26 protein-coding genes are annotated in these 20,837 nt (G+C 52.3%); 24 read left to right on the top strand and 2 right to left on the bottom strand.

Annotated features, from left to right (window positions below):
• The first annotated feature begins 95 nt into the window (after positions 1 to 95).
• Positions 96 to 293: a zinc-finger domain-containing protein gene (locus tag CCE92_RS04385; protein ID WP_088006307.1), complete on the top strand. Its 198-nt coding sequence runs from the start codon at positions 96 to 98 to the stop codon at positions 291 to 293.
• 33 nt (positions 294 to 326) lie between these two features.
• Here CCE92_RS04385 and CCE92_RS04380 read toward each other — a convergent pair whose 3' ends face one another.
• Positions 327 to 890 carry a GNAT family N-acetyltransferase gene (locus tag CCE92_RS04380; protein ID WP_088006306.1) on the bottom strand — a complete coding sequence of 188 codons (564 nt, stop codon included), beginning with the start codon at positions 888 to 890 and terminating at the stop codon, positions 327 to 329.
• Positions 891 to 1,067: 177 nt separating this feature from the next.
• Here CCE92_RS04380 and CCE92_RS04375 point away from each other — a divergent pair, with 177 nt between their 5' ends.
• Both CCE92_RS04375 and CCE92_RS04370 read left to right on the top strand, forming a co-directional pair.
• Positions 1,068 to 2,294 (top strand): ATP-grasp domain-containing protein, encoded by a 1,227-nt coding sequence (locus CCE92_RS04375; protein ID WP_088006305.1) that lies wholly within the window; start codon positions 1,068 to 1,070, stop codon positions 2,292 to 2,294.
• 20 nt (positions 2,295 to 2,314) lie between these two features.
• A complete protein-coding gene (locus tag CCE92_RS04370) occupies positions 2,315 to 4,282 on the top strand; it encodes a hypothetical protein (protein WP_088006304.1) in 1,968 nt (655 codons plus the stop codon).
• A 56-nt stretch (positions 4,283 to 4,338) separates the two neighbouring features.
• Here the strand turns inward: CCE92_RS04370 and CCE92_RS04365 are convergent, their stop codons facing one another.
• Complete coding sequence (locus tag CCE92_RS04365) at positions 4,339 to 4,545, bottom strand: cold-shock protein (RefSeq protein ID WP_088006303.1); 207 nt, start codon at positions 4,543 to 4,545, stop codon at positions 4,339 to 4,341.
• Between the two features lie 245 nt (positions 4,546 to 4,790).
• Here CCE92_RS04365 and CCE92_RS04360 point away from each other — a divergent pair, with 245 nt between their 5' ends.
• The 21 genes from CCE92_RS04360 to murG all read left to right on the top strand — a co-directional run bounded on the left by CCE92_RS04360 (position 4,791) and on the right by murG (position 20,833).
• Positions 4,791 to 5,426, top strand: coding sequence for an HD domain-containing protein (locus tag CCE92_RS04360; RefSeq protein ID WP_088006302.1), 636 nt, complete (start codon positions 4,791 to 4,793; stop codon positions 5,424 to 5,426).
• Positions 5,423 to 7,297, top strand: a complete 1,875-nt coding sequence (locus CCE92_RS04355) for an ABC-F family ATP-binding cassette domain-containing protein (RefSeq protein WP_088006301.1) — start codon at positions 5,423 to 5,425, stop codon at positions 7,295 to 7,297. Before CCE92_RS04360 ends, CCE92_RS04355 begins: the two co-directional genes overlap by 4 nt.
• A gap of 23 nt (positions 7,298 to 7,320) precedes the next feature.
• The gene (locus tag CCE92_RS04350; RefSeq protein WP_088006300.1) at positions 7,321 to 8,448 is read left to right on the top strand and encodes a conserved virulence factor C family protein; all 1,128 of its coding nucleotides are present in this window, start codon (positions 7,321 to 7,323) and stop codon (positions 8,446 to 8,448) included.
• Positions 8,449 to 8,591: 143 nt separating this feature from the next.
• A complete protein-coding gene (locus CCE92_RS04345; protein WP_088006299.1) occupies positions 8,592 to 8,894 on the top strand; it encodes a hypothetical protein in 303 nt (100 codons plus the stop codon).
• 123 nt (positions 8,895 to 9,017) lie between these two features.
• Positions 9,018 to 9,215 (top strand): hypothetical protein, encoded by a 198-nt coding sequence (locus tag CCE92_RS04340; protein WP_088006298.1) that lies wholly within the window; start codon positions 9,018 to 9,020, stop codon positions 9,213 to 9,215.
• 44 nt (positions 9,216 to 9,259) lie between these two features.
• Positions 9,260 to 9,679, top strand: a complete 420-nt coding sequence (locus CCE92_RS04335) for a hypothetical protein (RefSeq protein WP_088006297.1) — start codon at positions 9,260 to 9,262, stop codon at positions 9,677 to 9,679.
• Between the two features lie 94 nt (positions 9,680 to 9,773).
• Positions 9,774 to 10,211, top strand: coding sequence for a BrxA/BrxB family bacilliredoxin (locus tag CCE92_RS04330; protein ID WP_088006333.1), 438 nt, complete (start codon positions 9,774 to 9,776; stop codon positions 10,209 to 10,211).
• On the top strand, positions 10,208 to 10,978 hold the full coding sequence (locus CCE92_RS04325; RefSeq protein ID WP_088006296.1) for a class I SAM-dependent methyltransferase: 771 nt from the start codon (positions 10,208 to 10,210) through the stop codon (positions 10,976 to 10,978). Before CCE92_RS04330 ends, CCE92_RS04325 begins: the two co-directional genes overlap by 4 nt.
• A 247-nt stretch (positions 10,979 to 11,225) precedes the next feature.
• A complete protein-coding gene (locus CCE92_RS04320; protein WP_338152456.1) occupies positions 11,226 to 11,825 on the top strand; it encodes a YpjP family protein in 600 nt (199 codons plus the stop codon).
• Positions 11,826 to 11,883: 58 nt separating this feature from the next.
• Positions 11,884 to 12,828, top strand: a complete 945-nt coding sequence (locus CCE92_RS04315) for a thymidylate synthase (RefSeq protein WP_088006294.1) — start codon at positions 11,884 to 11,886, stop codon at positions 12,826 to 12,828.
• 11 nt (positions 12,829 to 12,839) lie between these two features.
• Positions 12,840 to 13,346 carry a dihydrofolate reductase gene (locus CCE92_RS04310; protein ID WP_088006293.1) on the top strand — a complete coding sequence of 169 codons (507 nt, stop codon included), beginning with the start codon at positions 12,840 to 12,842 and terminating at the stop codon, positions 13,344 to 13,346.
• Positions 13,347 to 13,438: 92 nt separating this feature from the next.
• Positions 13,439 to 14,278 carry a fatty acid kinase binding subunit FakB gene (gene fakB / locus CCE92_RS04305; RefSeq protein ID WP_088006292.1) on the top strand — a complete coding sequence of 280 codons (840 nt, stop codon included), beginning with the start codon at positions 13,439 to 13,441 and terminating at the stop codon, positions 14,276 to 14,278.
• 12 nt (positions 14,279 to 14,290) lie between these two features.
• A complete protein-coding gene (locus CCE92_RS04300; RefSeq protein ID WP_241535869.1) occupies positions 14,291 to 15,097 on the top strand; it encodes a GDSL-type esterase/lipase family protein in 807 nt (268 codons plus the stop codon).
• On the top strand, positions 15,097 to 15,672 hold the full coding sequence (locus tag CCE92_RS04295) for a YpmS family protein (protein ID WP_088006291.1): 576 nt from the start codon (positions 15,097 to 15,099) through the stop codon (positions 15,670 to 15,672). The genes CCE92_RS04300 and CCE92_RS04295 overlap by 1 nt, the downstream gene beginning before the upstream one ends.
• A gap of 16 nt (positions 15,673 to 15,688) precedes the next feature.
• Positions 15,689 to 16,219 carry a peptide-methionine (S)-S-oxide reductase MsrA gene (msrA, locus tag CCE92_RS04290; RefSeq protein WP_088006290.1) on the top strand — a complete coding sequence of 177 codons (531 nt, stop codon included), beginning with the start codon at positions 15,689 to 15,691 and terminating at the stop codon, positions 16,217 to 16,219.
• Positions 16,216 to 16,641 (top strand): peptide-methionine (R)-S-oxide reductase MsrB, encoded by a 426-nt coding sequence (gene msrB, locus CCE92_RS04285; RefSeq protein ID WP_088006289.1) that lies wholly within the window; start codon positions 16,216 to 16,218, stop codon positions 16,639 to 16,641. The genes msrA and msrB overlap by 4 nt, the downstream gene beginning before the upstream one ends.
• 51 nt (positions 16,642 to 16,692) lie before the next feature.
• The gene (locus CCE92_RS04280) at positions 16,693 to 16,908 is read left to right on the top strand and encodes a YozE family protein (RefSeq protein ID WP_088006288.1); all 216 of its coding nucleotides are present in this window, start codon (positions 16,693 to 16,695) and stop codon (positions 16,906 to 16,908) included.
• 68 nt (positions 16,909 to 16,976) lie between these two features.
• Positions 16,977 to 17,681 carry a purine-nucleoside phosphorylase gene (gene deoD, locus CCE92_RS04275; RefSeq protein ID WP_088006287.1) on the top strand — a complete coding sequence of 235 codons (705 nt, stop codon included), beginning with the start codon at positions 16,977 to 16,979 and terminating at the stop codon, positions 17,679 to 17,681.
• A 48-nt stretch (positions 17,682 to 17,729) separates the two neighbouring features.
• On the top strand, positions 17,730 to 19,310 hold the full coding sequence (locus CCE92_RS04270) for a lmo1851 family serine protease (protein ID WP_088006286.1): 1,581 nt from the start codon (positions 17,730 to 17,732) through the stop codon (positions 19,308 to 19,310).
• Between the two features lie 100 nt (positions 19,311 to 19,410).
• On the top strand, positions 19,411 to 19,674 hold the full coding sequence (gene yoyC / locus CCE92_RS04265; RefSeq protein WP_088006285.1) for a protein YoyC: 264 nt from the start codon (positions 19,411 to 19,413) through the stop codon (positions 19,672 to 19,674).
• Positions 19,675 to 19,750: 76 nt separating this feature from the next.
• Positions 19,751 to 20,833, top strand: a complete 1,083-nt coding sequence (murG, locus tag CCE92_RS04260) for an undecaprenyldiphospho-muramoylpentapeptide beta-N-acetylglucosaminyltransferase (RefSeq protein ID WP_088006284.1) — start codon at positions 19,751 to 19,753, stop codon at positions 20,831 to 20,833.
• Positions 20,834 to 20,837: the final 4 nt, after the last annotated feature.

The raw sequence follows: 20,837 nt of genomic DNA, 5'->3' as shown, positions 1-20,837 counted from the left end.
GGCGAACCGTTCTAAAGTGTATAGAATGTTGGAATGAAAGTCAATCTTGTAGTAGAATGACAACATTATACTTTTTTCGCTTTAGGGGTGAAGGGTTGAATAAACGATCGATTATCGCTGAAATAGATGAAATGATGGAAATGTATTGTGATGGCTGTTTCGTCAAGCGGCAGCTGCGGGAAGATGAAGGGAAGAAAGCTGCTCACCGGTTCTGCATCGAATCCTGCACCGTCGGGCGTCAGCTCCAGTTCCTCGGCGGCGAACTGAACAAGGCCACCTCAGATAACCGATGAAAAAAGCCTGGACTTAACTGTCCAGGCTTTTCATCATCTCGGTTTTTCGGCGTTTTCCAGTACACGGAGAACTTCTTCGGCCGTCTGCGGTTTTTTCCCATAGTGGCGCTCGGATTCATAAGCATGCACTTCTTCGTATGCATCCCGCATTTTTTCAAGTACAAACTCCTCCGATACCGGCTCGGGCGCCCAATAAAAGATGTCCATTTCGCTCCGCTCTTCTGTCTGCGGGTGTTGTCTCACATAACTGATGGACGGAGCTTTCTGGAAACCGTTGTTTTCATAGAAACGCACCCGTTTCGCGGAGGCCGGGTCGTTTTCAGAAATCGGATCCACTTCGGCAAGCACAAGTTTCCCTTTTTTCTTCATTTTGTGGATCAGCCGGCTCCCGAGTCCGCTGCCGCGGGCCGAGCTGTCGATCAGGACATAGTCGATGAACACGTAATCCGGCTTTTCAAAATAAACCATCGTATGCTGGTCACTTTTATCCAATTTATACTCACCGGATTTATCCTCGAATAGTCCTTCCATATGGCTTTCTTTTTTCATTTCACGTGCAGGGAAATAGCCTCTGAGGTGTTCAAACCAAGTATTCATGTTTCTTTTTCATCTCCTTTCGAGAGAATGAAGTCTGAAAATGCTCTCTATTTATTTTATAACCGATTTTGGGAAGGGGGAAACACGGTCCTTCCATGTTTGAACCCGGCGGTGCGAGGCTATAGGAATAAGGATAACTAAATTTCGAAAAATTCGATTAAGAAAAGGGGAATGGAAATGGCTCAGACAAATGATAATCAGCAAAAAATCGCGATTCTCGGCTGGAGCCTGCAGGCGATTGAAGCGGCTGACAAACTCGGCCAGCCGTTTGTCGTTGTCAGCACGCCGGAATTCCAGACGTTCGCGGATGAAAACGATATCACTTTCGTCGCGTGGGATTTCGACCGGCTGAATGAAGGATCGGATGAGTTGTACGAAAAACTGAACGCGCTGAACACGAAAGTCGCCGTACCGATTTATGAAGAAACGGTGGAATGGGCAGGTGCGCTGAATGCCCGGTTCTTCGATGATCCGCGGATATTCAACCGCTCTCTGCTCCTGCGTGATAAAGGGCTCATGAAACGGAAAGCCCAAATGGCAGGAATCAAAGTTGGGGTATTCGAGGAAGCCCACGATAAAGATGACATTTACCGTTTCATGAAGCGGGTAAATGAAGCACTCATCAAAGTGCACGGGGACCCGAATGACCCGATTCACATCAAGCCGCTCAACAAAGCGGGAACGGTCGGTCATATGGTGATCCGCGACGCTTCGGACATCGACAAAATCAATGAATCCGATTTTCCGTATTTGATGGAAAGCCACTTGGATGGCCAGGAATTTTCAGTGGAAGCCTTCATTTTTAATGGCAAAATCAAGTTTTTGAATATCACGGAATATGTCCGGCTCGGCTATTCGAACTTCGTGCCGGCGTCCCCGGAACTTGAGAAATACCGGCCGCAAATACACCGGGAAGTGCAGCGGCTCGTCGACGCGTTCGAGATCCAGTACGGTGTCATCCACCCCGAATACTTCATCTCTCCGGACGGCACGCTGAACTTCGGCGAGGTGGCGGCGCGGGTGCCGGGCGGCCATATCTTTGAACTGATTGAACGGTCGTACGGTTTCAGTCCGTTCCAGGCACAGATCCTGTGCAGCGATCCGACCACACCGGAAGAAGAAATCGATGCATTCTTCCCAGAGGAAGTCACATCGTCGAAAGGCTATTCCGGAAGTCTGATGGTGTATCCGCGGGTGCGGCTTATAGAACGGCTGGAAGTGCCGGATGAGCTGAAGAACGATCCGTACTTCCTCAAACATGACCTGTTCCTGCCGAATACGTCGAAAGTCGCCGATCGGGTCGGCTTCGGAAACCATTACGGCACGCTATTCTTTTTCGGGGATGACAGCAAGCGGATGCACGACCTTCTGAAAAAATACGAGGAATACGATTTCTATCATTAAACCGGTTTGGAGGTAATTGAATGGAGACGGAAGAAAAAACAGTTATCGAGAAAAAATTCCAGCAGGCACTCCAGACGCTGAGTGAAGCCCGGCCATTCGCAAAAAGCATGTACCAGACCGAAGTGTTCCAGCTGGCGACCGAACTGGCGGCGACTGAGGAGGGGATTGCGGCGCTCTCCGCCTATGCGGACCGCTTTGATAAAGCGGGCGTATTCCACAGCGGGCCTTGGGCCGATGCCTCCAAACTGGAGCCTCAGTTCGTCGGCGGTTCTCTCCGCGTTCGGGGCGTCAACTCGATCGTGGAACTGATGAGCGAATTGCGGATGCTGTCCATCGCGGAAGGGCGTTACAGCCATCCGGATATCCCGGCCGATGATGCGGCGGATTTCCTGAATGAAGTGCTGGCGCTCAATTTGGATCTGCTATTCCCGGCGGAGACGGAAGAAGCGAGAGTTTCAGGCGGGGAGCATATCGAGCGGGCCGAGCGGCTGTTCCGCTTCCTCGGCAGCAAGCTGTCCTACAAGGCGGTAGCCGAGCAGATCGTCGATGAAATCGAACGGCTGTCGGTCCAGAGGCCGATCATGGTCGAGCGGATCCTCACGATGATTTCCACGGCGTCTCAAATGCTGGATGAGAACATTGATGAGGCCACCAAGGCGAAACTCCTCGCGTTCGAAACGGCGAGCCGGACCCCGACACCGCTCAGCGAAAAGCATCCGGAACCGAAAGAATACAGGCGTCATCTGATGGAAGCGGATGAAACGATGCTGCGGGAAGAAGCGGCCGCTTTCGCTTCCTCCATGGAAAAGTATGGACTGGTTGCGCCATCGGCTGCGGTGTTCATCCGCTATTTAAATCGGAAGCACCCGGACCTCATCCCGGAAATGCTGGGACTAAATGACGTCGGTTCGGCAAGCTATGAAGCGAATCAGGAGCTCATCAGGGATTTGATCCAGCTGGCGGTGCACCCGCAGACGAGCAAAGTGATTTATGGGCTGTCCCGCATGCTCGACCGCGGTGTGCTGACTCAGGAGACACTTTTACCGGCCATCCGCCGGTTGCTGGAAATCGATATCCTGCCTGAAGTGAAGAAGACGCTTATGAAACCCGAATTCCGTAAAGGAGGCATCACCGCGAACGGCATCCTTGTCGGCGGGGTCATCAGCGTCCTCGGCCAGCCGCTCGGCATCGGTCAGGGGATGAATCCGACGTGCCAGTCGGCAAGAGGCATTTCCCTATGGGCGCAGTTCGGCATCGGCCAGCTTCTTGAATATATCGCACGTGCGGTACGGGATAACGACATTGATATGGTCTTCGAAGGTGAGCCGGTCCACTCCAGCACGATTGAAGGCGGTGTCGCCGAACAGATCCACCAGGATCTGGATCCAGTCTCGAGTGTCCTTGTCCCCCATCTGGATAAAATCTATAACGAGATGATGAAGCGGACGCTTCTCCGGGGAGAGGACGGCCATAAATGGGTCAATCCCGAATTCTACGGGGAATGGATCAATCGGGGCTTTGTCAACATCATCGATCCGCTGACCGGCTATGTGACAGATTATGAATCGTTTGTCCGGCTGTTCTATGCAACCCACCATCCGGATTACAACGAAGGTTACGAGATGATCTACCCGAACCCGGTCGGCATTTACATCACGAATGTCCATGGACGCCTTCTCGGACTGCACGCTGTTTCCATCCAGCGCATTGCGCAGGACCCGGCGGGCGACTACCGGGTTTATTTCTATAATCCGAATAACGACAGCGGCCAGAACTGGGGTCAGGGAATTGAAACGAGCGTACAGGGCAACGGTGAGATGGAAGGCGAATCGTCCCTGCCGTTCAATCAGTTCTTGTCTCGGATGTACGCGTTCCATTACAATCAGTACGAGATGGGCGATACGATTATGGTGGAAGAAGCCGATATTGAAGAAGTGGAAAAACTGGCCAGGGAAAGCTGGGGCAAAGCCTATACCTGGACAGAGTGATATGGAAAAAGGCAGTCCGGAATTTCCGGACTGCCTTTATTTTCGATGGATTCCGCTTATGCTTCCACTCTGTTGACATGTGCCGCCTGAGGGCCTCGGTTGCCTTCAACAATTTCGAATGTAACGGACTGGCCTTCGTCCAGGCTCCGGTATCCTTCGCCTTGAATGCCGGTAAAGTGGACAAACACATCATTGCCGTCCGGACACTCAATGAATCCGTAGCCTTTTTCATTGTTGAACCATTTCACTTTTCCTTGGTGCATGACCGTCCCCCCAAAATGTAGCGATTTCGAGTCTTGCAGTCAGAAGCAAAGCAATGTTTACTAATCAACTATACAGAATTGGAACGACACCGTCAATAAGTTATCAGAAACTTTTAACAAATATCCGACACAGACCTGTGCGGCCCGGTATTCCGCCTGACAGGTCTGTTCCTGTGCGGCCGGATACCCGCGGAAGGGGATAATTTGCTACTATGGAAGTTGGAAAACGAAGGAGAGATGTTGTCATGGATAACAGCAAGTTAATGCAATGTGAACAGCTTGTAAGAAGAATTTATGATTCATTCGATGCCAGCCATGACTGGCAGCATATCGAGCGGGTCCGGCACAACGCTTGGGCGCTTTTGGAAAAGGAAGAAGGCGATCCGTTCATCATCGAATTGGCCGTCCTGCTGCATGATGTCTCGGATAAGAAGTATGTAAAAGAAGGAGAAGATCCGGAAACGGAAATTTTGTCAAAGCTTGAACTTCCGCGGGAATCGGAAGAGAAGGTCCGCGCAGTCATCCGGTCGGTCTCGTTCAGCGGCGGAAATGAAAAAGAGGCGGATTCCGCAGAAGCGAAAATCGTGCGCGATGCTGACCGGCTGGATGCGATCGGCGCTATCGGCATCGCACGAACATTCGCATTCGGCGGTGCGAAAGACCGGAAACTGTACGATGCGGGAGAAGTTCCGCGGACCGAAATGTCGGAAGAGGAATACCGGACGAAGAAAACAGCGAGCGTCACCCATTTCCATGAAAAGCTGCTTCTTCTGAAAGACCGCATGCTCACAGACACCGGTAAGCGTCTCGCTGAAGGCCGCCACCGGTTTATGTTATCCTATTTAGAGCAACTACAAAATGAATTGGACGGGAATGCATGAATCAATTATCGATTTCAGCACTGACAAAAACAGTCGGTGCGAAAACTCTTTTTTCAGGGATTGGTTTCACTCTTTCCTCTGGTGAGCGCGCAGGGCTGATCGGTGTGAACGGGACGGGGAAATCGACACTTCTTGCGATATTGGCGGGATCCGCTGATGCGGACGCCATGGTGATGGACCATCCGAAACAGTACCGGATCACTTATTTGCCGCAAGAACCGGAATTCGATGGTTCTAAAAGTGTATTGGAAAGTGTCTTTTCGGGCGACTCTCCGATCCTTGCGCTCAACAGAGCGTACGAAAAGGCGCTTGAGAAGCTGGCGGCGGATCCTGAATCGGGTAGGGTTCAGGCTGAATTGCTGCGGCTGCAGGACGAGATGGAAGCGAAACAGGCGTGGGATGTGAATGCGGTTGCCAAGACCGCCCTGACCAAACTTGGAATCAGCCAGTTCGACCGGCCCATCGGTGAATTGTCGGGCGGCCAGAAGAAACGGGTGGCGCTTGCCAAAGCGCTTGTCGAGCCGGCTGATCTGCTCCTGCTGGATGAACCGACGAACCACCTGGATGCCGCTTCAGCTGAATGGCTGCAGGATGCGCTGACCAGGATGGGGGCGGCCATGATTTTCGTCACGCACGACCGTTATTTCCTGGATGCGGTTTCCACTCATATTTTCGAATTGGCGGATAAGACCCTGTACACCCATCGCGGAAATTACGGGGATTACCTCGAAGCGAAAGCGGTCCGCGAGGAAGCGGCGAATGCAACGAAAAAGAAACAGGAAAACCGGTACCGGGCGGAACTTAAATGGGTCCGCCGGGGAGCGAAAGCGCGATCGACGAAACAGAAAGCCCGCCTCCAGCGTTTTGAGGGACTCGAGGAGCAGGTGAAGGAGAAAACGGACACGGCTTCGCTTGAAATGGGCCTGGCTGGGAGCCGTTTAGGAAAAAAAGTAATTGAAGGGGAGAACCTCCATGTTGCGTACGGTGACCGCGTTGTGCTTTCTGATTTTAGTTTTCTTCTCCAAGCCGGCGACCGTGTCGGGATCGTCGGCGCGAACGGAGCGGGAAAGTCGACGCTGATGAAAATCATGGCCGGCGAATTGGAACCGGACAGCGGACGGCTTGAGACCGGATCAACGGTGAAAATCGCCCACTTTACTCAGCACTTGCCTGAAATGGACGGGAACGTGCGGGTGATCGACTATATCCGGGAAGTTTCAAACGACATCGAAACAGCGGATGGCCAGCGGGTGAGCGCTGCTCAGATGCTGGAGCGGTTCCTGTTTGCACCGAATGCTCACGGGACATTGGTCGGCAAGTTGTCCGGCGGTGAACGGAAACGCCTGCATCTGTTGCGGCTTTTGATGGGGCAGCCGAATGTCCTGCTCCTTGATGAGCCGACGAATGATTTGGATATCCAGACGCTTGCGGTACTGGAAGAATTTTTGGAGCAGTTTCCCGGAGTGGTCGCCGCCATCTCCCACGACCGGTTTTTCCTGGATCGGGTTGCCCGGAAGCTCTGGTCGGTCAGCGAAGGGACCGTGGAGGAAGTGTTCGCGCTATACTCCGATTTTATTCAGCGGGAGGCTGCACCGCCCGATGTGCCGAAAAAACCGATAGCGGAGCCGGCCGAGGTGAAATCAAAGAAAAAGAAGAAAGTTTCCTTTTCCGAACAGAAGGAATGGGAAGCGATCCATGAGCGGATTGCGGAAACAGAAAACGAAATTGAACGGGCCGAGAATGAAATGGCTTCACTCGGGTCCGATTTTGAAGCGCTCCAGAGTTTGCAGGAAAAACTGGACCAGCTGAACAGTGAGTATGAAGAATTGATCGCCCGGTGGGACTACCTCGCCGATTTGATGGAGACATGAGCTTACAGACTGGAGGAATGGTCATGAAAATTACAGCAATTGAACCGACACCGAGCCCGAACACGATGAAAGTCATCATCGACCAGGAACTGCCGTTCGGGAAAAGTCATAATTACAAGCCGGATAATTTGGACGGCGCACCGGAACAGGTGCGGGCGCTTTTCGAAATTGACGGCGTGAAAGGTGTATACCATGTAGCGGATTTCCTGGCTGTCGAACGGAACGCAAAGTATGACTGGGAAGGGATTCTGGCGGAGGTCCGGCGCGTGTTCGGCGAAGGGGACGGCTCAGAAGAACAAGTGGAAATGGACGAGCATTACGGCGAAGTCTATGTCCATGTCCAGCAATTCAAAGGGATTCCGATCCAAGTAAAAGTGTTTGACAGCCAGTCCGAAGAGCGTTTCGGGATGCCGGCGCGCTTTTTGGAGGCCATGAAGGCGGTCATGAAGGAAGAAGATGAAAATTACATTTTCCAGCGGAAATGGGCCGATTATGGCGTCCGGTATGGCGAAAAAGCCGAAATCGGAGAAAACGTCTTGCGGGAGATCGAGGCTGCTTATCCGCAGGACCGGCTGGACAGCCTCATTGAACGGGACCAGGGCGGCCAGCAGCCTGCCGCGCCGCGAGGACATAAAGTCACCGTGGAAGAATTCGACGTGCCGGATTGGAAGGTCCGCTTCCAGCTGCTCGACCAGCTTCCGGATCCGGATGCAACCGATCTTCCGCTCCTGGCGAAAGCCCTTGAAGATGAACAGATGTCCATCCGCCGCTTGGCTGCGGTGTATCTGGGCATGATCGAACAACCCGAGGTCGTTCCTTATTTGGAGCGGGCGCTGCAGGATAAAAGTGCGGCCGTGAGAAGAACGGCAGGGGACTGCATGAGTGATCTCGGGTTCCAGGAATTCGAGGATGCCATGATCGAAGCCCTGTCCGACCGCAATAAACTTGTCCGCTGGCGTGCTGCCATGTTCCTGTATGAAACAGGAACGGAAAAAGCGCTCCCGGCCTTGAAGGAAGCTTCGGAGGATAAGGAATTCGAAGTGAAACTTCAGGCGAAAATGGCAGTGGCCCGCATCGAAGGCGGAGAGGAAGCGAAAGGTTCCGTCTGGAAGCAAATGACAGAAGCGAGACAGGCAGCCAAAAAAGAATAATACGTGATGTGGATCTGTGCAAATTCGGCACAGATCTTTTTTTGTCACAGACCGAATTTTTGGGCTTTCTGCCGCTTTGCCGCCTTTCGATGTTTAACAGAGAGGGAAGAACAGGAATTACAGGGGGAAAGGAGGACGAAGTGATGGGTGAAAAAATATATACGATTGAACTTCTTTACCAAGGGAAGTATGAGTCATGGAATTTCGAGGATCCGGTTATCCGCAACGAAGTGTACAACAAGGCGCGGGAAAAATTCAGGGAGTATACGGTCGCTGAAGAAGATGACCAGGTGGATGACTTGGCCATCGCCCAGCTTTCAGCGAGCAGTCTCCGGATCAAAGAAGACGGCGATGTGGCCCAGCGGGTTCCTTATGAATGGTTTGACGGACGGATATTCCGGGAACTGCTGTCGTTTATCAATGAAGAATACAACAGAGTCAAGTGAACGGATAGCAAAAAGGTTTTCGAAGGCTGAATTCGGGAAAAACGAAAGTAACCTTGTATAAGCCGCTCATGCCGGGTTTTCTTTAGTGAACTGCTAAGGAGAATCTGGCGGGAGGGGATTATAATGAGGAGAATCGATGGAATCGACAGCCTGCTCGAGTATTTGGAAAATGCGGGTTACCCGCTGACAAACAGGCAAGTCGAAAAGCTGCTGGCAGAAAAAGCGCTGCCCCATGTCCGATCCGGGAAAGCGGTCAGTTTTTACGAAAGCCAGATCGATTGGTGGATCCGCCGGCAGCACAAAAAGGAAATAAGCGAGTAGCCCTGCGGAAGCGGGGCTTTTCGCACATGCGGAGGCGAGAAGATATGATTGACAGGCTGAAGGAACACGTGCCGAATAAAGATGGAATGACACTCGATAAATACCTGGCCGAACGGCATACCCGCGGTAAGTGGGAAACTGCCGGGGAGGATATTCTATTTATTGAAGAAACGTCCGGGATGCCCGTGAAATATAAATGGACGGTCACGGGTTCTAAAGTGGAAGCGGCGAACGGACATGCGGCAGCCGTGGCGCCGGATCTCCATACGAGAAAACGGACGGTTGAAGAGGAACGGGAAAAACTGCCGCCGGAAGCACGGGAACTGTATGATTTTATTCAGGAGCAATTCGGGATGCATGGAGATATGTCTTTGACACTGAAGGAAGCGGCTTATAAGTTCCAGGTCACACCCGAACAGGCAAGGGAAATCTACTTAGAAACGGATGAACGGCTGTACAGGTAAATCGCGAAAGGAAGAAATGGACATGCCGGTATGATAAAATAGAGCTGTCGGCAATCAGCCAAGGAAATATAGAGAAAGGCGGGGTATTATGAGTATGAATGCTTACGAAGAATACATGAAAGGCATCGTTGGGCCGATGCGGGAAGAACTGACTTCCAACGGCTTTACAGAACTGACGACTGCGGAAGAAGTCAACCGGCACATGAGCGAGGCAAAGGGGACAAGTCTGGTCGTAATCAATTCGATCTGTGGCTGTGCTGCAGGTCTTGCCCGGCCGGCGGTGATCGAAGCGCTTGATGCAACAGCCCATAAACCGGACCACCTCGTGACGGTGTTCGCCGGACAGGATAAAGAAGCGACTGCGCAAATGCGTAATTATTTCGAGGATACCCCTCCCTCTTCACCATCGATTGCGGTGCTGAAAGACGGGGAACTCGCCGCATTCATTCCGCGTGAACAGATTGAAGGCTACACGATGGAAGATGTACGTGATAAACTCCGATTTGCCTTGGAGGAGAACGCCTCCGGGTGAAGACGATTGTGACGACAGCCATCCGGTGCACGCCTGAAACGATCGGTACGGCTAAACAGATTGCCGCTGAACTCGGGCTGTCTTTTGTCGAGCGCGGCAAAACATCGGTCTCCCGTATTCAGGAGGAGCACGATTCTGGCGTCGTAGCGGTTACGAAAGAACGGCTCGAATATTACACGAAAGGTTCGGCAAAGCCGTTCTTTTTCCACCCGAGTTCTTCAGCGTTCCGCACGAGGCGGCCGCTTTTAGAGGATCCGCTCATTTCCGTCTCGGATCTGGAGCCGGGAGATGTCTTCATCGATTGCACACTTGGCATGGGATCGGATGCCATCGTCGCTTCCGCCCGGACCGGTCCTTCCGGAAAAGTGATCGGCTGCGAAGCGGATCCGGTCATCGCCTTCATTGTCGGACGCGGCCTTAAAACCTATTCGGAACTGGAACACTTGAAGGCCCCGATGGAACGAATCGAAGTCATCCGGGAAGATGCCGCAGGATTTCTGCAGCAGCTCCCCGATCGGTGGGCTGATGTCGTCTATATGGATCCGATGTTCGACGAACCGATCAAAGGCGCGGTCAATTTTGATGTGTTCCGGGATGCTGCCGCTGGTCACCAGCTGGACGACCGCTGGGTGAGCGAAGCAATAAGGGTCGCCCGGAAATCGGTTGTCCTGAAAGCGCATTTCCGGTCCGCGGACTTCGAGAAGTACGGCTTCGAGCGGCGGGTCCGGCCGAACACGAAATTCCACTACGGAGTCATCCGGAAATAAAAAAACTCCCGCAGTGGCGGGAGTTTTTTTTAATGGCTGAAGTTCAGTGATGTCAAATAAAGCAGCAATCCGATAAATCCGATTTCGATAAGAAGTGACGAATCCATGAAATTTTCCTCCTTTTCTAAAAAAACAGGGCTTATATCATGACTTTATTGTACAATGAAAGCATCGAAGATGAAACCGTCAGCCGATTTATTTGTGCTGGCCGCATGACCAGGTTTGCGAAAATGTTCATAATAAGCAGGTGGAAGACTTGAAAAATGGATGGCATAAACTGCTCGTCATCGCAGTCGCTCTTGCAACGTTCGGCGCTATTTCCCCGAATCATGTCATTTGGGAGCATTTGCTTGAAGATAAGGGCCAGGCGAAAGCGGAGAGCGAAAATTTCACAGAAGCATATGAAGCGGTGTGGACCGATCCGTCGGAATATTGGATTACGGATGAATTGGTGCTGGAAAATTTATACCAATCAGCTGAACAGCAGGCCCATATTAAATTTGGATCCAGAATCGGGCCTGTCATCGGGCCGGACTTCGATCGGCAGATCTTTCCGAAAATGCAGGAAGTGATCCAGGAGCAGCTGACGTTTTTAGACAGTGAAAGCCTGAAACGGCTCGCAGTCAGCGAGAATCCGTCCGGCAACTATTCTGAAAAGATCTTCCATATTTTCGATGAAGAGACCGGTGATGATGTCATCAGGTTCCATGTCCGGACAGAGAAGAGACCGCTGGAAGGCTATTCGTTCAATTTCCATTACCATACAGCAGAAGACGGGTTCCAGACGCACTACACAGTCGGAGATATTTTCTGGTCCAAAAATACACCGCCGAAATGGCTTTCCTGAGCTTCCGCCCTGCGGGAGCTTTTGTGTTATCATAAATCAACAATGGAGGGAACTACAGATGAAACAATATTTGGACATGTGCCGCCATATCTTGGAACACGGCACAGAAAAAGGTGACCGGACAGGAACCGGCACCATCAGTGTTTTCGGTTACCAGAACCGCTATGACCTTCAAGAGGGTTTTCCGCTCGTCACAACAAAAAAGACGGCTTTCCGGCTGATTGTGTCGGAACTCCTATGGTTTTTGAAAGGCGATACGAATATCCGGACCCTTTTGCAGGAAAACAATCATATTTGGGATGAATGGGCTTTTGCCCAATGGGTGGAAAGCGAGGACTATGACGGACCGGATATGACGGATTTCGGACGCAGGTCGCAGAAAGAGCCCGTTTTTGCGGAACAGTATAATCAGCAGATGGCTGAATTCCGTCAGCGGGTGCTGGATGACCCGGAATTCGCGGAAACTTATGCGGACCTCGGTCCGGTATACGGAGAGCAATGGCGATCTTGGCCCACCAGCACAGGAGGTTCCATCGATCAGCTGAAAAACGTCATTGAATCGATCCGGAACAATCCGGATTCCCGACGCCACATTGTGACAGCATGGAATCCTGAATTCGTGGATGAAATGGCACTTCCGCCATGCCATACGTTTTTTCAGTTCTATGTCGCGGATGGCAAACTTTCCTGCCAGCTCTACCAGCGGAGCGCTGATGTGTTCCTGGGGGTTCCGTTCAATATCGCTTCTTATGCTCTTTTGACGCACCTTGTCGCCAGGGAGTGCGGTCTTGAACCAGGTGAATTCATCCATACATTCGGAGATGCCCATATTTATCAGAACCACATGGAGCAGGTGAAGGAGCAGCTTTCCCGTAAACCGAAACCGCTCCCGTCGCTTGTCATCAGTGACAGTAAGGATTCCATCTTCCAGCTTGAAACGGAGGATATTACAATTGAAGGCTATTATCCGGACCCGCGCATAAAGGCGCCGGTCGCAGTCTGAGGAGGGGGAACATGATATCACTTTTAGTGGCACACGACAGTAACAGAGTGATCGGAAAGGATAATCAGCTGCCTTGGCACATTCCTGAAGATTTGAAATACTTCAAGGAAAAGACCATGGGGAAAGGGATTGTGATGGGCCGAAAAACGTTCGAATCGATCGGCAGGCCGCTGCCCGGCAGAAAAAACATTGTATTGACCCGCAAAAAAGACTACGAAGCTCCCGGCGCGGAAGTGGTCCATTCACTGGATGACGGGATCCGGTCGGCGGCTGAGCAGCATCAGGAAATTATGATCATCGGCGGGGCTGAACTATTCAAAGAAACGCTGCCCATCGCTGATCGGCTTTATGTGACTTATATTGACCGGCCGTTTGAAGGGGATACGTATTTTCCGCCGTATGGAAAGGAAGAATGGACACTCGTTTCTTCTTCAGAAAAGCATCAGACTTCCGGGATTCCCTACTCGTTCCTCGTTTACGAACGGCAGGAGGGACAGAAAGCCCGCGGCAGCGAATGATGATCCGTCCGGCCAGCACGGAGAACCTTTTCGTCCGATCCGGGTTTCAGGTCTCCAGTCAGCAGGAATAGTATAACGAAGGAAGTGTATTCATGGGCAATGTTCATATCGTTACAGACTCGACAGCTGATTTGAGCTGGGATGAAATCGACCGCTACAATCTTCACGTCGTACCGCTTACCATTCAGGCAGGCGGTGAACTTTATCAGGACCGGGTGGACCTCGAGCCGGAAACGTTTCTGGAAATTATGGCTAAGTCGGACGAACTTCCGAAAAGTTCGCAGCCGGCGCCTGGAGTTTTGTCGGACCTGTACAGCCGTCTCGGCAAAGAGGGCGATCAGATTGTTTCCATCCACATGACTGGGGGAATGAGTGGGACCGCAGATGCTGCACGGCAGGCGGCTGCAATGACAGAAGCGGACGTGACAGTCATCGACTCACGGTTCATTTCCCGTGCGCTCGCTTTTCAAGTGCTCGAAGCTGCCGGGCTTTCCGCAGAAGGGGCGACCGCTTCGGAAATCGCTTCGCGTCTTGCGGAAGTCCGGAAAGCGACGTCGCTGTTCGTCGTAGTCGATACGCTGGAAAACCTCGTGAAAGGCGGAAGGATCGGGAAAGGCCGCGCACTGCTCGGCTCTTTTCTTAAAATAAAACCCATCGCTTCCCTCGAAGGCGGGGAGTATACACCTGTCCACAAAGCGAGAAGCCACCGTCAGGCCGTATCATACCTTTTTGACCGGTTCAAAGAAGAGACGGCCGGCAAAACGGTGAAAGGGATCGGCATCGTCCATGCGGGCGGACAGGCGATGGCGGAACCGCTGGAACGGATGCTGGCCGATGCCGGATTCCCGGGTGCAGGAAAAGGATACACCTCCCCGGTCATTGCCACTCATACCGGCCCCGGTGCCATCGGATTCATGTATTTCGCGGAATGAGGCAGGAATTCTATGATGAAAAAGCTGATGTTCATTGCCGGACTCCTGCTGGTCCTTTCGGGATGCAGCGGTCCGTTCCGGTTTCTTCAAAATGAAGCGGTTCCGCGGGAGTCGCCGGAATTCTCTGAGTACACTGTAGCGCCGAACTTCATTCCTCATACGATTGTCCTGACGGCCCTTGGGGATTCTCTGTCGCAAGGTGTCGGAGACGAAGACAGCTTGAGCGGCTATGTCGGCCGGTTAGCAGTGGATATGGCCGCGTGGCCGGGCGTCGAAGGCGTGATGGTGAAGAACACGGCGAAACGGGGCAGGCGGAGCGACCAGCTGCTGGCCATGTTCCATGAAGGGAAACTGACCGGGCCTGTCACCCGCGCCGATTACATCGTAATGACCATCGGAGGCAATGACGTGATGAAGGTGGTCAAGAACAATTTGTTCAATTTGACGCCCGAAGCATTTTATGAAGAATTGGAGCTGTTTGAAACCCGCTACCGCAACATCATCGGACAGATACGGGAACTGAACGGGAATTCACCGATCATTATGGTCGGTATATACAATCCCTTGTCCGTCTTCACGGATGAAGCGACGGAATTCAACGAAATCATTGAAGCGTTCAATGATGAAATCCGGGAAGTAGTGGAAGCGGATCCGCAAGGTTGTTTCGTTCCCGTCAGCGAATTCTTTTTCAAGAATGAAAACCTCGTGTATCACACCGATTTCTTTCACCCAAACGCGAAAGGGTACGATCTGATTGCAGAGCGTGTCCTTGACAGAATGGAAGAGTGCGGCGTGGCGCCAGGAGAGGAGGCTGTTTGATGAACCGTTGGAAAATCGCTTTTTTCACCCTCTTTTCTGCAGTGATCGCCGGGTTGCTGCTCCTGGTTTTCGCCGCGGTCAGCCCCTCTGACGATTTCGTTTCCTATGAATCCGGAGCGAAAGCCACTGCAGATGGGAATTCACTGGTGATCCGCACAACGAAAGAGGATTTCGAAGGAATTGCGAATACCTTGATCCGGAAGGAAATGGGCAATCAGAAATTTCCTCTGACGCTTTCAGTCGATGATGATGTCAGTCTGTCGACGGAGCTCGATGTGTTTTCGGTGACCTTGCCGATCCTTCTAACCTTCGAGCCGGTTGTTCAGCCCGACGGCAGCCTGCTGCTTGAGCAGAAGTCCGTGAAAGTCGGCATGCTGGATATTCCGCCGTCGCAGGCACTTAAGCTGCTGGAAGATTCAGTGGACCTGCCGGAATTCATGGAAGTCCGCACGGGCGATGAAGAGATTTTGCTCCAGCTTCCGGAAATCCCGCTCGAGAGCGGCATGACGGTTGAAGCGATGAAGTTCAACCTTCAGGAAAATGACATCCGGCTCAGGGTGACTATACAGAATTAATGAACGGAGGGACAGCATGAATACCGAAAAAGCGACATTTGCAGGCGGATGCTTCTGGTGCATGGTCAAACCGTTCGATTCATTGCCCGGCATTGAATCGGTCGTTTCCGGCTATACGGGCGGCGATATGCCGAATCCGACATACGAACAGGTCTGCTCGAACAGGACCGGCCATGTCGAAGCCGTGCAGATCACGTATCAGCCGGACCTGTTCCCATACGAAAAACTGCTGGACGTGTTCTGGACCCAAATCGATCCGACCGATGCGGGCGGACAGTTCTTCGATCGGGGATCTTCTTACCAGCCGGTCATTTTCGTCCATGACGAAAAGCAGCGGGAAGCAGCGGAAAAATCGAAGCGCGAACTGGATGCTTCAGGGCGCTTCAGTAAACCGATCGCTGTCGAAATCCGGGACGCGAAGCCGTTTTACCCGGCAGAGGACTATCATCAGGATTATTACAAGAAGAACCCGGCTCATTATAACCGCTATAATCAAGGATCCGGCCGCGCATCTTTTATTGAAAAAAATTGGGGGGATCAGCTATGAAGGAGAATCTCAAGGAAAAACTGACACCGATGCAGTACCATGTGACGCAGGAGAATGGCACGGAGCCGCCGCATCAGAATGAGTTCGACCAGCATTTTGAACAAGGCATTTATGTCGATATCGTGTCGGGCAAGCCACTGTTCTCATCAGCCGACAAGTACGATGCCGGATGTGGCTGGCCAAGTTTCACAAAGCCGATCGACTCGCCGGAAGTGACAGAGCACTTCGATACGAGTTTCGGCATGAGGCGGACGGAGGTCCGGAGCAAGACCGCCGATTCCCATCTCGGACATGTGTTTCCGGATGGTCCGCAGGAAGCGGGCGGCCTCCGTTATTGCATCAACTCAGCGGCCCTGCGGTTCGTCCCGAAAGACCAATTGGATGAGCAGGGGTACGGCGAGTATAAAAAATTGTTTGATTGAAAACCGGCCCGGCGCTGCCCGGGCTTTTTGCTGTGTCCGAGGGGGATAGAATTGAAAAAGTCGTTTTACCAGTTTGCGCTTGCCTACCGGGGCGGCGGAAAAGGAGATCGTCATGCCCGTTTTGCGGAAGCGATGTTCCATGACCATAGCTTTCCGAAAACGTCAGGGGATTTCGATGAAATTTCCCGTTACCTGGAAGAGAAGGCGGATGCTGATATGCCCGCTGCCATTTTCGATGAATTATGGAATGCATACGAGGAACGGTAAGGTCTTCATTGCATCGCTAAATAAAAAACAGTATGATAGTACAGACTATAGCAAAGTGAGGTTTTATGATGAGCGTACACATTAATGCCCAAAAAAATGAGATCGCGGATACAATCCTCCTTCCTGGAGATCCGCTCCGCGCAAAGTATATAGCGGAAACGTTTCTTGAAGATGTCACGCAGTACAACGAAGTCCGCAACATGTTCGGCTACACCGGAACATACAAAGGAAAGCGCATTTCGGTCCAGGGGACTGGAATGGGTGTACCTTCCATTTCCATTTATATCACCGAACTGATGAATGAATATGATGTGAAGAAATTGATCCGTGTCGGAACATGCGGCTCCATCCACCAGGATGTCAAAGTGCGGGACGTCATCCTTGCCCAGAGCGCATCTTCGAACGCCAGCCTGAACAGCATCATTTTCGGCGGCGTCAATTATGCGCCGACCGGAGACTTTGATCTGCTCCTCAAAGCATATCAGGCCGGTCAGGAAAAAGGGCTGAATCTCCGTGTGGGTAACGTCTTCACGGAAGACTTGTTCTACAACGATAACGCGGACCATGAAAAATGGGCACAGTACGGCATTCTCGGCCTTGAAATGGAAACTGCGGCCCTTTACACACTGGCGGCGAAATTCGGCCGCCAGGCACTTTCAGTGCTTACCGTCAGCGACCATCTGCTGACAGGGGAAGTGACGACAGCAGAAGAACGCCAACTGACATTCAACGACATGATCGTCGTTGCGCTTGAAGCAGCTATCCAGGAATAACAGCAGCGCGTCCGAACGGCGTGCGGCGCATTGAAAGTAGGGAAAGGTATGAACGAACAGCGGCCTGAACAGGAACAGTCGCCCGCGACGGAAGAAAACCGGGTGCACCACATCCGGATGAAGACTTTTCAGTTCATTATGCTGATATTCTTCCTTGTACTCGCAACCGCCGGACTGACGATTTTCGCTCTGACCTTCGGTGAGGAAAAAGCGGTGGAAGTCGGCGCTCCGGTTCGGCAGGAGTTCGAGAAGTTATACAATGCCTATGACCAGCTCCAGAGCGAGTACTACTCGGAGCTCGAAAGCGAAGCGCTCATCAACGGAGCGATCAACGGCATGGTGGAATCGCTGGATGATCCCTATTCGGATTATTTGAGCGAGGAGGAAGCGGCTCAGTTCATGGACAGCATTTCTTCGAGTTTTGAAGGAATCGGCGCAGAGATCCAGGAACGCAACGGGCTTATTACCGTCGTCTCACCGATTGCCAATTCCCCGGCTGAACGGGCGGGAATCCTTCCTGGCGACCAGATCATTGCCGTGAACGGTGAGAACATTCAAGGGATGAGCGTCACAGACGCCGTCCTGCTGATCCGTGGAGAGAAAGGCACCGAAGTGACATTGACCATCCAGCGCGGCGACAGCGGAAAAACGATCGACATAACGGTGGAGAGAGATGAAATTCCGCTGGAGACGGTTTATGCGGAAATGGTCAGTGATAAAGTGGCACACATCCACATCACCAGCTTTTCTCAGGATACCTATGAGGAACTCCTGACCGCTCTTGAAGAGATGGAAGCGGCAGGGATGGAAGCCCTTGTGCTGGATGTCCGGCAAAATCCTGGCGGTCTTCTCGGGACAGCACAAGATATCGCCAACTTGTTTGTAGAAGAAGGGGAAATCCTGTTCCAAGTGGAAGGACGGGGGATGGAACCGGAAATCTACAGAGCAACCGGCGGTGAAAAAGTCGATGTGCCCGTGACACTTCTGATCGATGAAGGCAGTGCCTCGGCTTCGGAAATTCTGGCCGGCGCGCTTAGCGAGTCCGCCGATGTCCAGCTGGTCGGCAAAAAGACATTCGGGAAAGGGACCGTGCAGACGGCCAATGACCTCCCGGACGGTTCGAATCTGAAGTTCACAACGGCCAAGTGGCTGACACCGGACGGAAACTGGATCCATGAGAAAGGCATCGAGCCTGATGTGGAAATCGGATATCCGACTTACATGACGTTGCCGGTGTTCGATACGGAAGCGGAATTCAAAGAAGGCACTGTTTCCGAGGAAGTGGAGGTAGCGGAGCAGATGCTGAAAGCCCTCGGTTATGATGTCGGCGAAGTGGACGGTCTCTTCGATGACCAGCTGACGGAAGCCGTCAAACAGTTCCAAGAGGAACAGGAGCTCGAAGTGACAGGCATCCTGTCAGGGGACACTTCCTACGCAGTCATCGATGCGATCCGCCAGAAGATCGAAAATGATGATCCGATGGTTCAAAAGGCGGCGGAACTGATCCGGAAAGAGGCAGGCATCACGGAAGAACTTCCGGAAGAAAGCACAGCTTCAGAAAACGGAGCAGAAACTGAATCGCCTTCAGAAGAGACTGGATCAGACAGCGAAGCGGAAGAGGGACAATGAAAAAGGGCGGATGGCTGTGGCTGTCCGCCTTTTTCTGATTTCCTTCCTCTCTAGGATCTGCCTTGAACATTGGAATCATCCAGGGAAAGGAGTCGGACGGATGCTGACAGATGCCTACAGGAAATTGTGGCAGGATCGGAAAGCTATTGAAAATATCCGCTCTGAAGAGGAATTGGAAGCGTGGATTGCGATGGAACTGAATGATGAATTGACGCATCCGCGGCTTAGGCGGAAAAGAAGTGAAAAATTCAGGATGGCGATGGAGCGCATAGAACAGTCAGGGCTGACAGGAGCGGAAAAATCCGCGCTTGAAGACCTGTACCGTCGCGTGCTGGAGCGGCAGGAAGGTACGCGACTCCGCTGATGGCCCAGCTCCAATCCACCATTCGGGTATCTGCATGTATATGGATTGCGAAAAGACAGAGAGAGTAGGCTAACGAATGACGAAACAAACGATTTTATTGACAGGCGGCGGCACTGCCGGACATGTATCCCTCAATCAGGCGGTGCTCCCGGAGCTCGTTGAATTGGGGTTCCACATCGAATACGTCGGTTCGAAAGGCGGCATTGAAGAATCAATCATTAAAGAGGCATTTCCGGAAACACCGTATCATGCAATATCCAGCGGAAAGCTGCGGCGTTATTTTTCCCGGAAGAATTTCACTGATCCGTTCCGTGTCGGTCGCGGATTGCTGCAGTCGATGCAGATTATCCGCCGGACGAAACCGGCTGCAATCTTCTCAAAAGGCGGGTTCGTATCGGTTCCTGTCGTCATGGCGGGGAAAATGATGAATATTCCGGTCATCATCCACGAATCCGATGTGACGCCTGGACTTGCGAACAAACTGGCGATGCCGTTTGCTGACCACATCTACACCGTGTTCCATGAGACGCTTCAGCATGTCCCGAAAGAAAAAGCGACAGCTTCCGGTGCGGTCATCCGACAAGAGCTGCTTCAGGGAACTGCAGAAGCAGGGAAAAGGTTCTGCGGCTTTCAGCGGACATTACCGGTACTGCTGATCATGGGCGGCAGCCAGGGGTCCGCCGTGATCAACGAGGCGGTCCGTGACCGGCTTGGCGATCTGACGGAGGTTTTCAATATTATTCATTTATGTGGGAAAGGGAACCTCGATCCTGCTTTAGAGGGGGCCGATGGATATGTCCAATTCGAGTTCGTCACGGGAGAACTTCCGGATCTGCTCCACTATGCGGATCTGGTGCTGTCGCGGGCGGGCTCCAACTCGATTTTCGAATTCCTTGCGCTCCGTAAACCGATGCTGCTCATCCCGTTGTCGAAAGAGCGGAGCCGGGGCGACCAGTTGTTGAACGCGTCACTTTTCAAGGAACAGGGCTACGCGTTTGTCCTTGAAGAGGAGATGCTGATGGCCGACACACTGATCGGGAAGCTGCGGGAGCTGGAGGCACAAAGAAGCACAATGACAGAACGGATGGCTGCTGCCCCAGAGCCGAAAACAGCGGCGGAAATGGCGGCATTGATAGCTGGCCACATAAAAAAACGGTGACATG

The organism is Indiicoccus explosivorum (genome assembly GCF_002167005.1).
Lineage (GTDB): Bacteria > Bacillota > Bacilli > Bacillales_A > Planococcaceae > Indiicoccus > Indiicoccus explosivorum.
This window is presented reverse-complemented; position numbering and strand designations above follow the sequence as displayed.

What these genes read in the sequence shown, in the direction of transcription:
- CCE92_RS04380 (WP_088006306.1), bottom strand. Translation starts at nt 890, where the DNA reads ATGAATACTTGGTTTGAACACCTCAGAGGCTATTTCCCTGCACGTGAA.
- CCE92_RS04375 (WP_088006305.1), top strand. Translation starts at nt 1,068, where the DNA reads ATGGCTCAGACAAATGATAATCAGCAAAAAATCGCGATTCTCGGCTGG.
- CCE92_RS04370 (WP_088006304.1), top strand. Translation starts at nt 2,315, where the DNA reads ATGGAGACGGAAGAAAAAACAGTTATCGAGAAAAAATTCCAGCAGGCA.
- CCE92_RS04365 (WP_088006303.1), bottom strand. Translation starts at nt 4,545, where the DNA reads ATGCACCAAGGAAAAGTGAAATGGTTCAACAATGAAAAAGGCTACGGA.
- CCE92_RS04360 (WP_088006302.1), top strand. Translation starts at nt 4,791, where the DNA reads ATGGATAACAGCAAGTTAATGCAATGTGAACAGCTTGTAAGAAGAATT.
- CCE92_RS04355 (WP_088006301.1), top strand. Translation starts at nt 5,423, where the DNA reads ATGAATCAATTATCGATTTCAGCACTGACAAAAACAGTCGGTGCGAAA.
- CCE92_RS04350 (WP_088006300.1), top strand. Translation starts at nt 7,321, where the DNA reads ATGAAAATTACAGCAATTGAACCGACACCGAGCCCGAACACGATGAAA.
- CCE92_RS04345 (WP_088006299.1), top strand. Translation starts at nt 8,592, where the DNA reads ATGGGTGAAAAAATATATACGATTGAACTTCTTTACCAAGGGAAGTAT.
- CCE92_RS04340 (WP_088006298.1), top strand. Translation starts at nt 9,018, where the DNA reads ATGAGGAGAATCGATGGAATCGACAGCCTGCTCGAGTATTTGGAAAAT.
- CCE92_RS04335 (WP_088006297.1), top strand. Translation starts at nt 9,260, where the DNA reads ATGATTGACAGGCTGAAGGAACACGTGCCGAATAAAGATGGAATGACA.
- CCE92_RS04330 (WP_088006333.1), top strand. Translation starts at nt 9,774, where the DNA reads ATGAATGCTTACGAAGAATACATGAAAGGCATCGTTGGGCCGATGCGG.
- CCE92_RS04315 (WP_088006294.1), top strand. Translation starts at nt 11,884, where the DNA reads ATGAAACAATATTTGGACATGTGCCGCCATATCTTGGAACACGGCACA.
- CCE92_RS04310 (WP_088006293.1), top strand. Translation starts at nt 12,840, where the DNA reads ATGATATCACTTTTAGTGGCACACGACAGTAACAGAGTGATCGGAAAG.
- fakB (WP_088006292.1), top strand. Translation starts at nt 13,439, where the DNA reads ATGGGCAATGTTCATATCGTTACAGACTCGACAGCTGATTTGAGCTGG.
- CCE92_RS04300 (WP_241535869.1), top strand. Translation starts at nt 14,291, where the DNA reads ATGATGAAAAAGCTGATGTTCATTGCCGGACTCCTGCTGGTCCTTTCG.
- CCE92_RS04295 (WP_088006291.1), top strand. Translation starts at nt 15,097, where the DNA reads ATGAACCGTTGGAAAATCGCTTTTTTCACCCTCTTTTCTGCAGTGATC.
- msrA (WP_088006290.1), top strand. Translation starts at nt 15,689, where the DNA reads ATGAATACCGAAAAAGCGACATTTGCAGGCGGATGCTTCTGGTGCATG.
- msrB (WP_088006289.1), top strand. Translation starts at nt 16,216, where the DNA reads ATGAAGGAGAATCTCAAGGAAAAACTGACACCGATGCAGTACCATGTG.
- deoD (WP_088006287.1), top strand. Translation starts at nt 16,977, where the DNA reads ATGAGCGTACACATTAATGCCCAAAAAAATGAGATCGCGGATACAATC.
- CCE92_RS04270 (WP_088006286.1), top strand. Translation starts at nt 17,730, where the DNA reads ATGAACGAACAGCGGCCTGAACAGGAACAGTCGCCCGCGACGGAAGAA.
- yoyC (WP_088006285.1), top strand. Translation starts at nt 19,411, where the DNA reads ATGCTGACAGATGCCTACAGGAAATTGTGGCAGGATCGGAAAGCTATT.
- murG (WP_088006284.1), top strand. Translation starts at nt 19,751, where the DNA reads ATGACGAAACAAACGATTTTATTGACAGGCGGCGGCACTGCCGGACAT.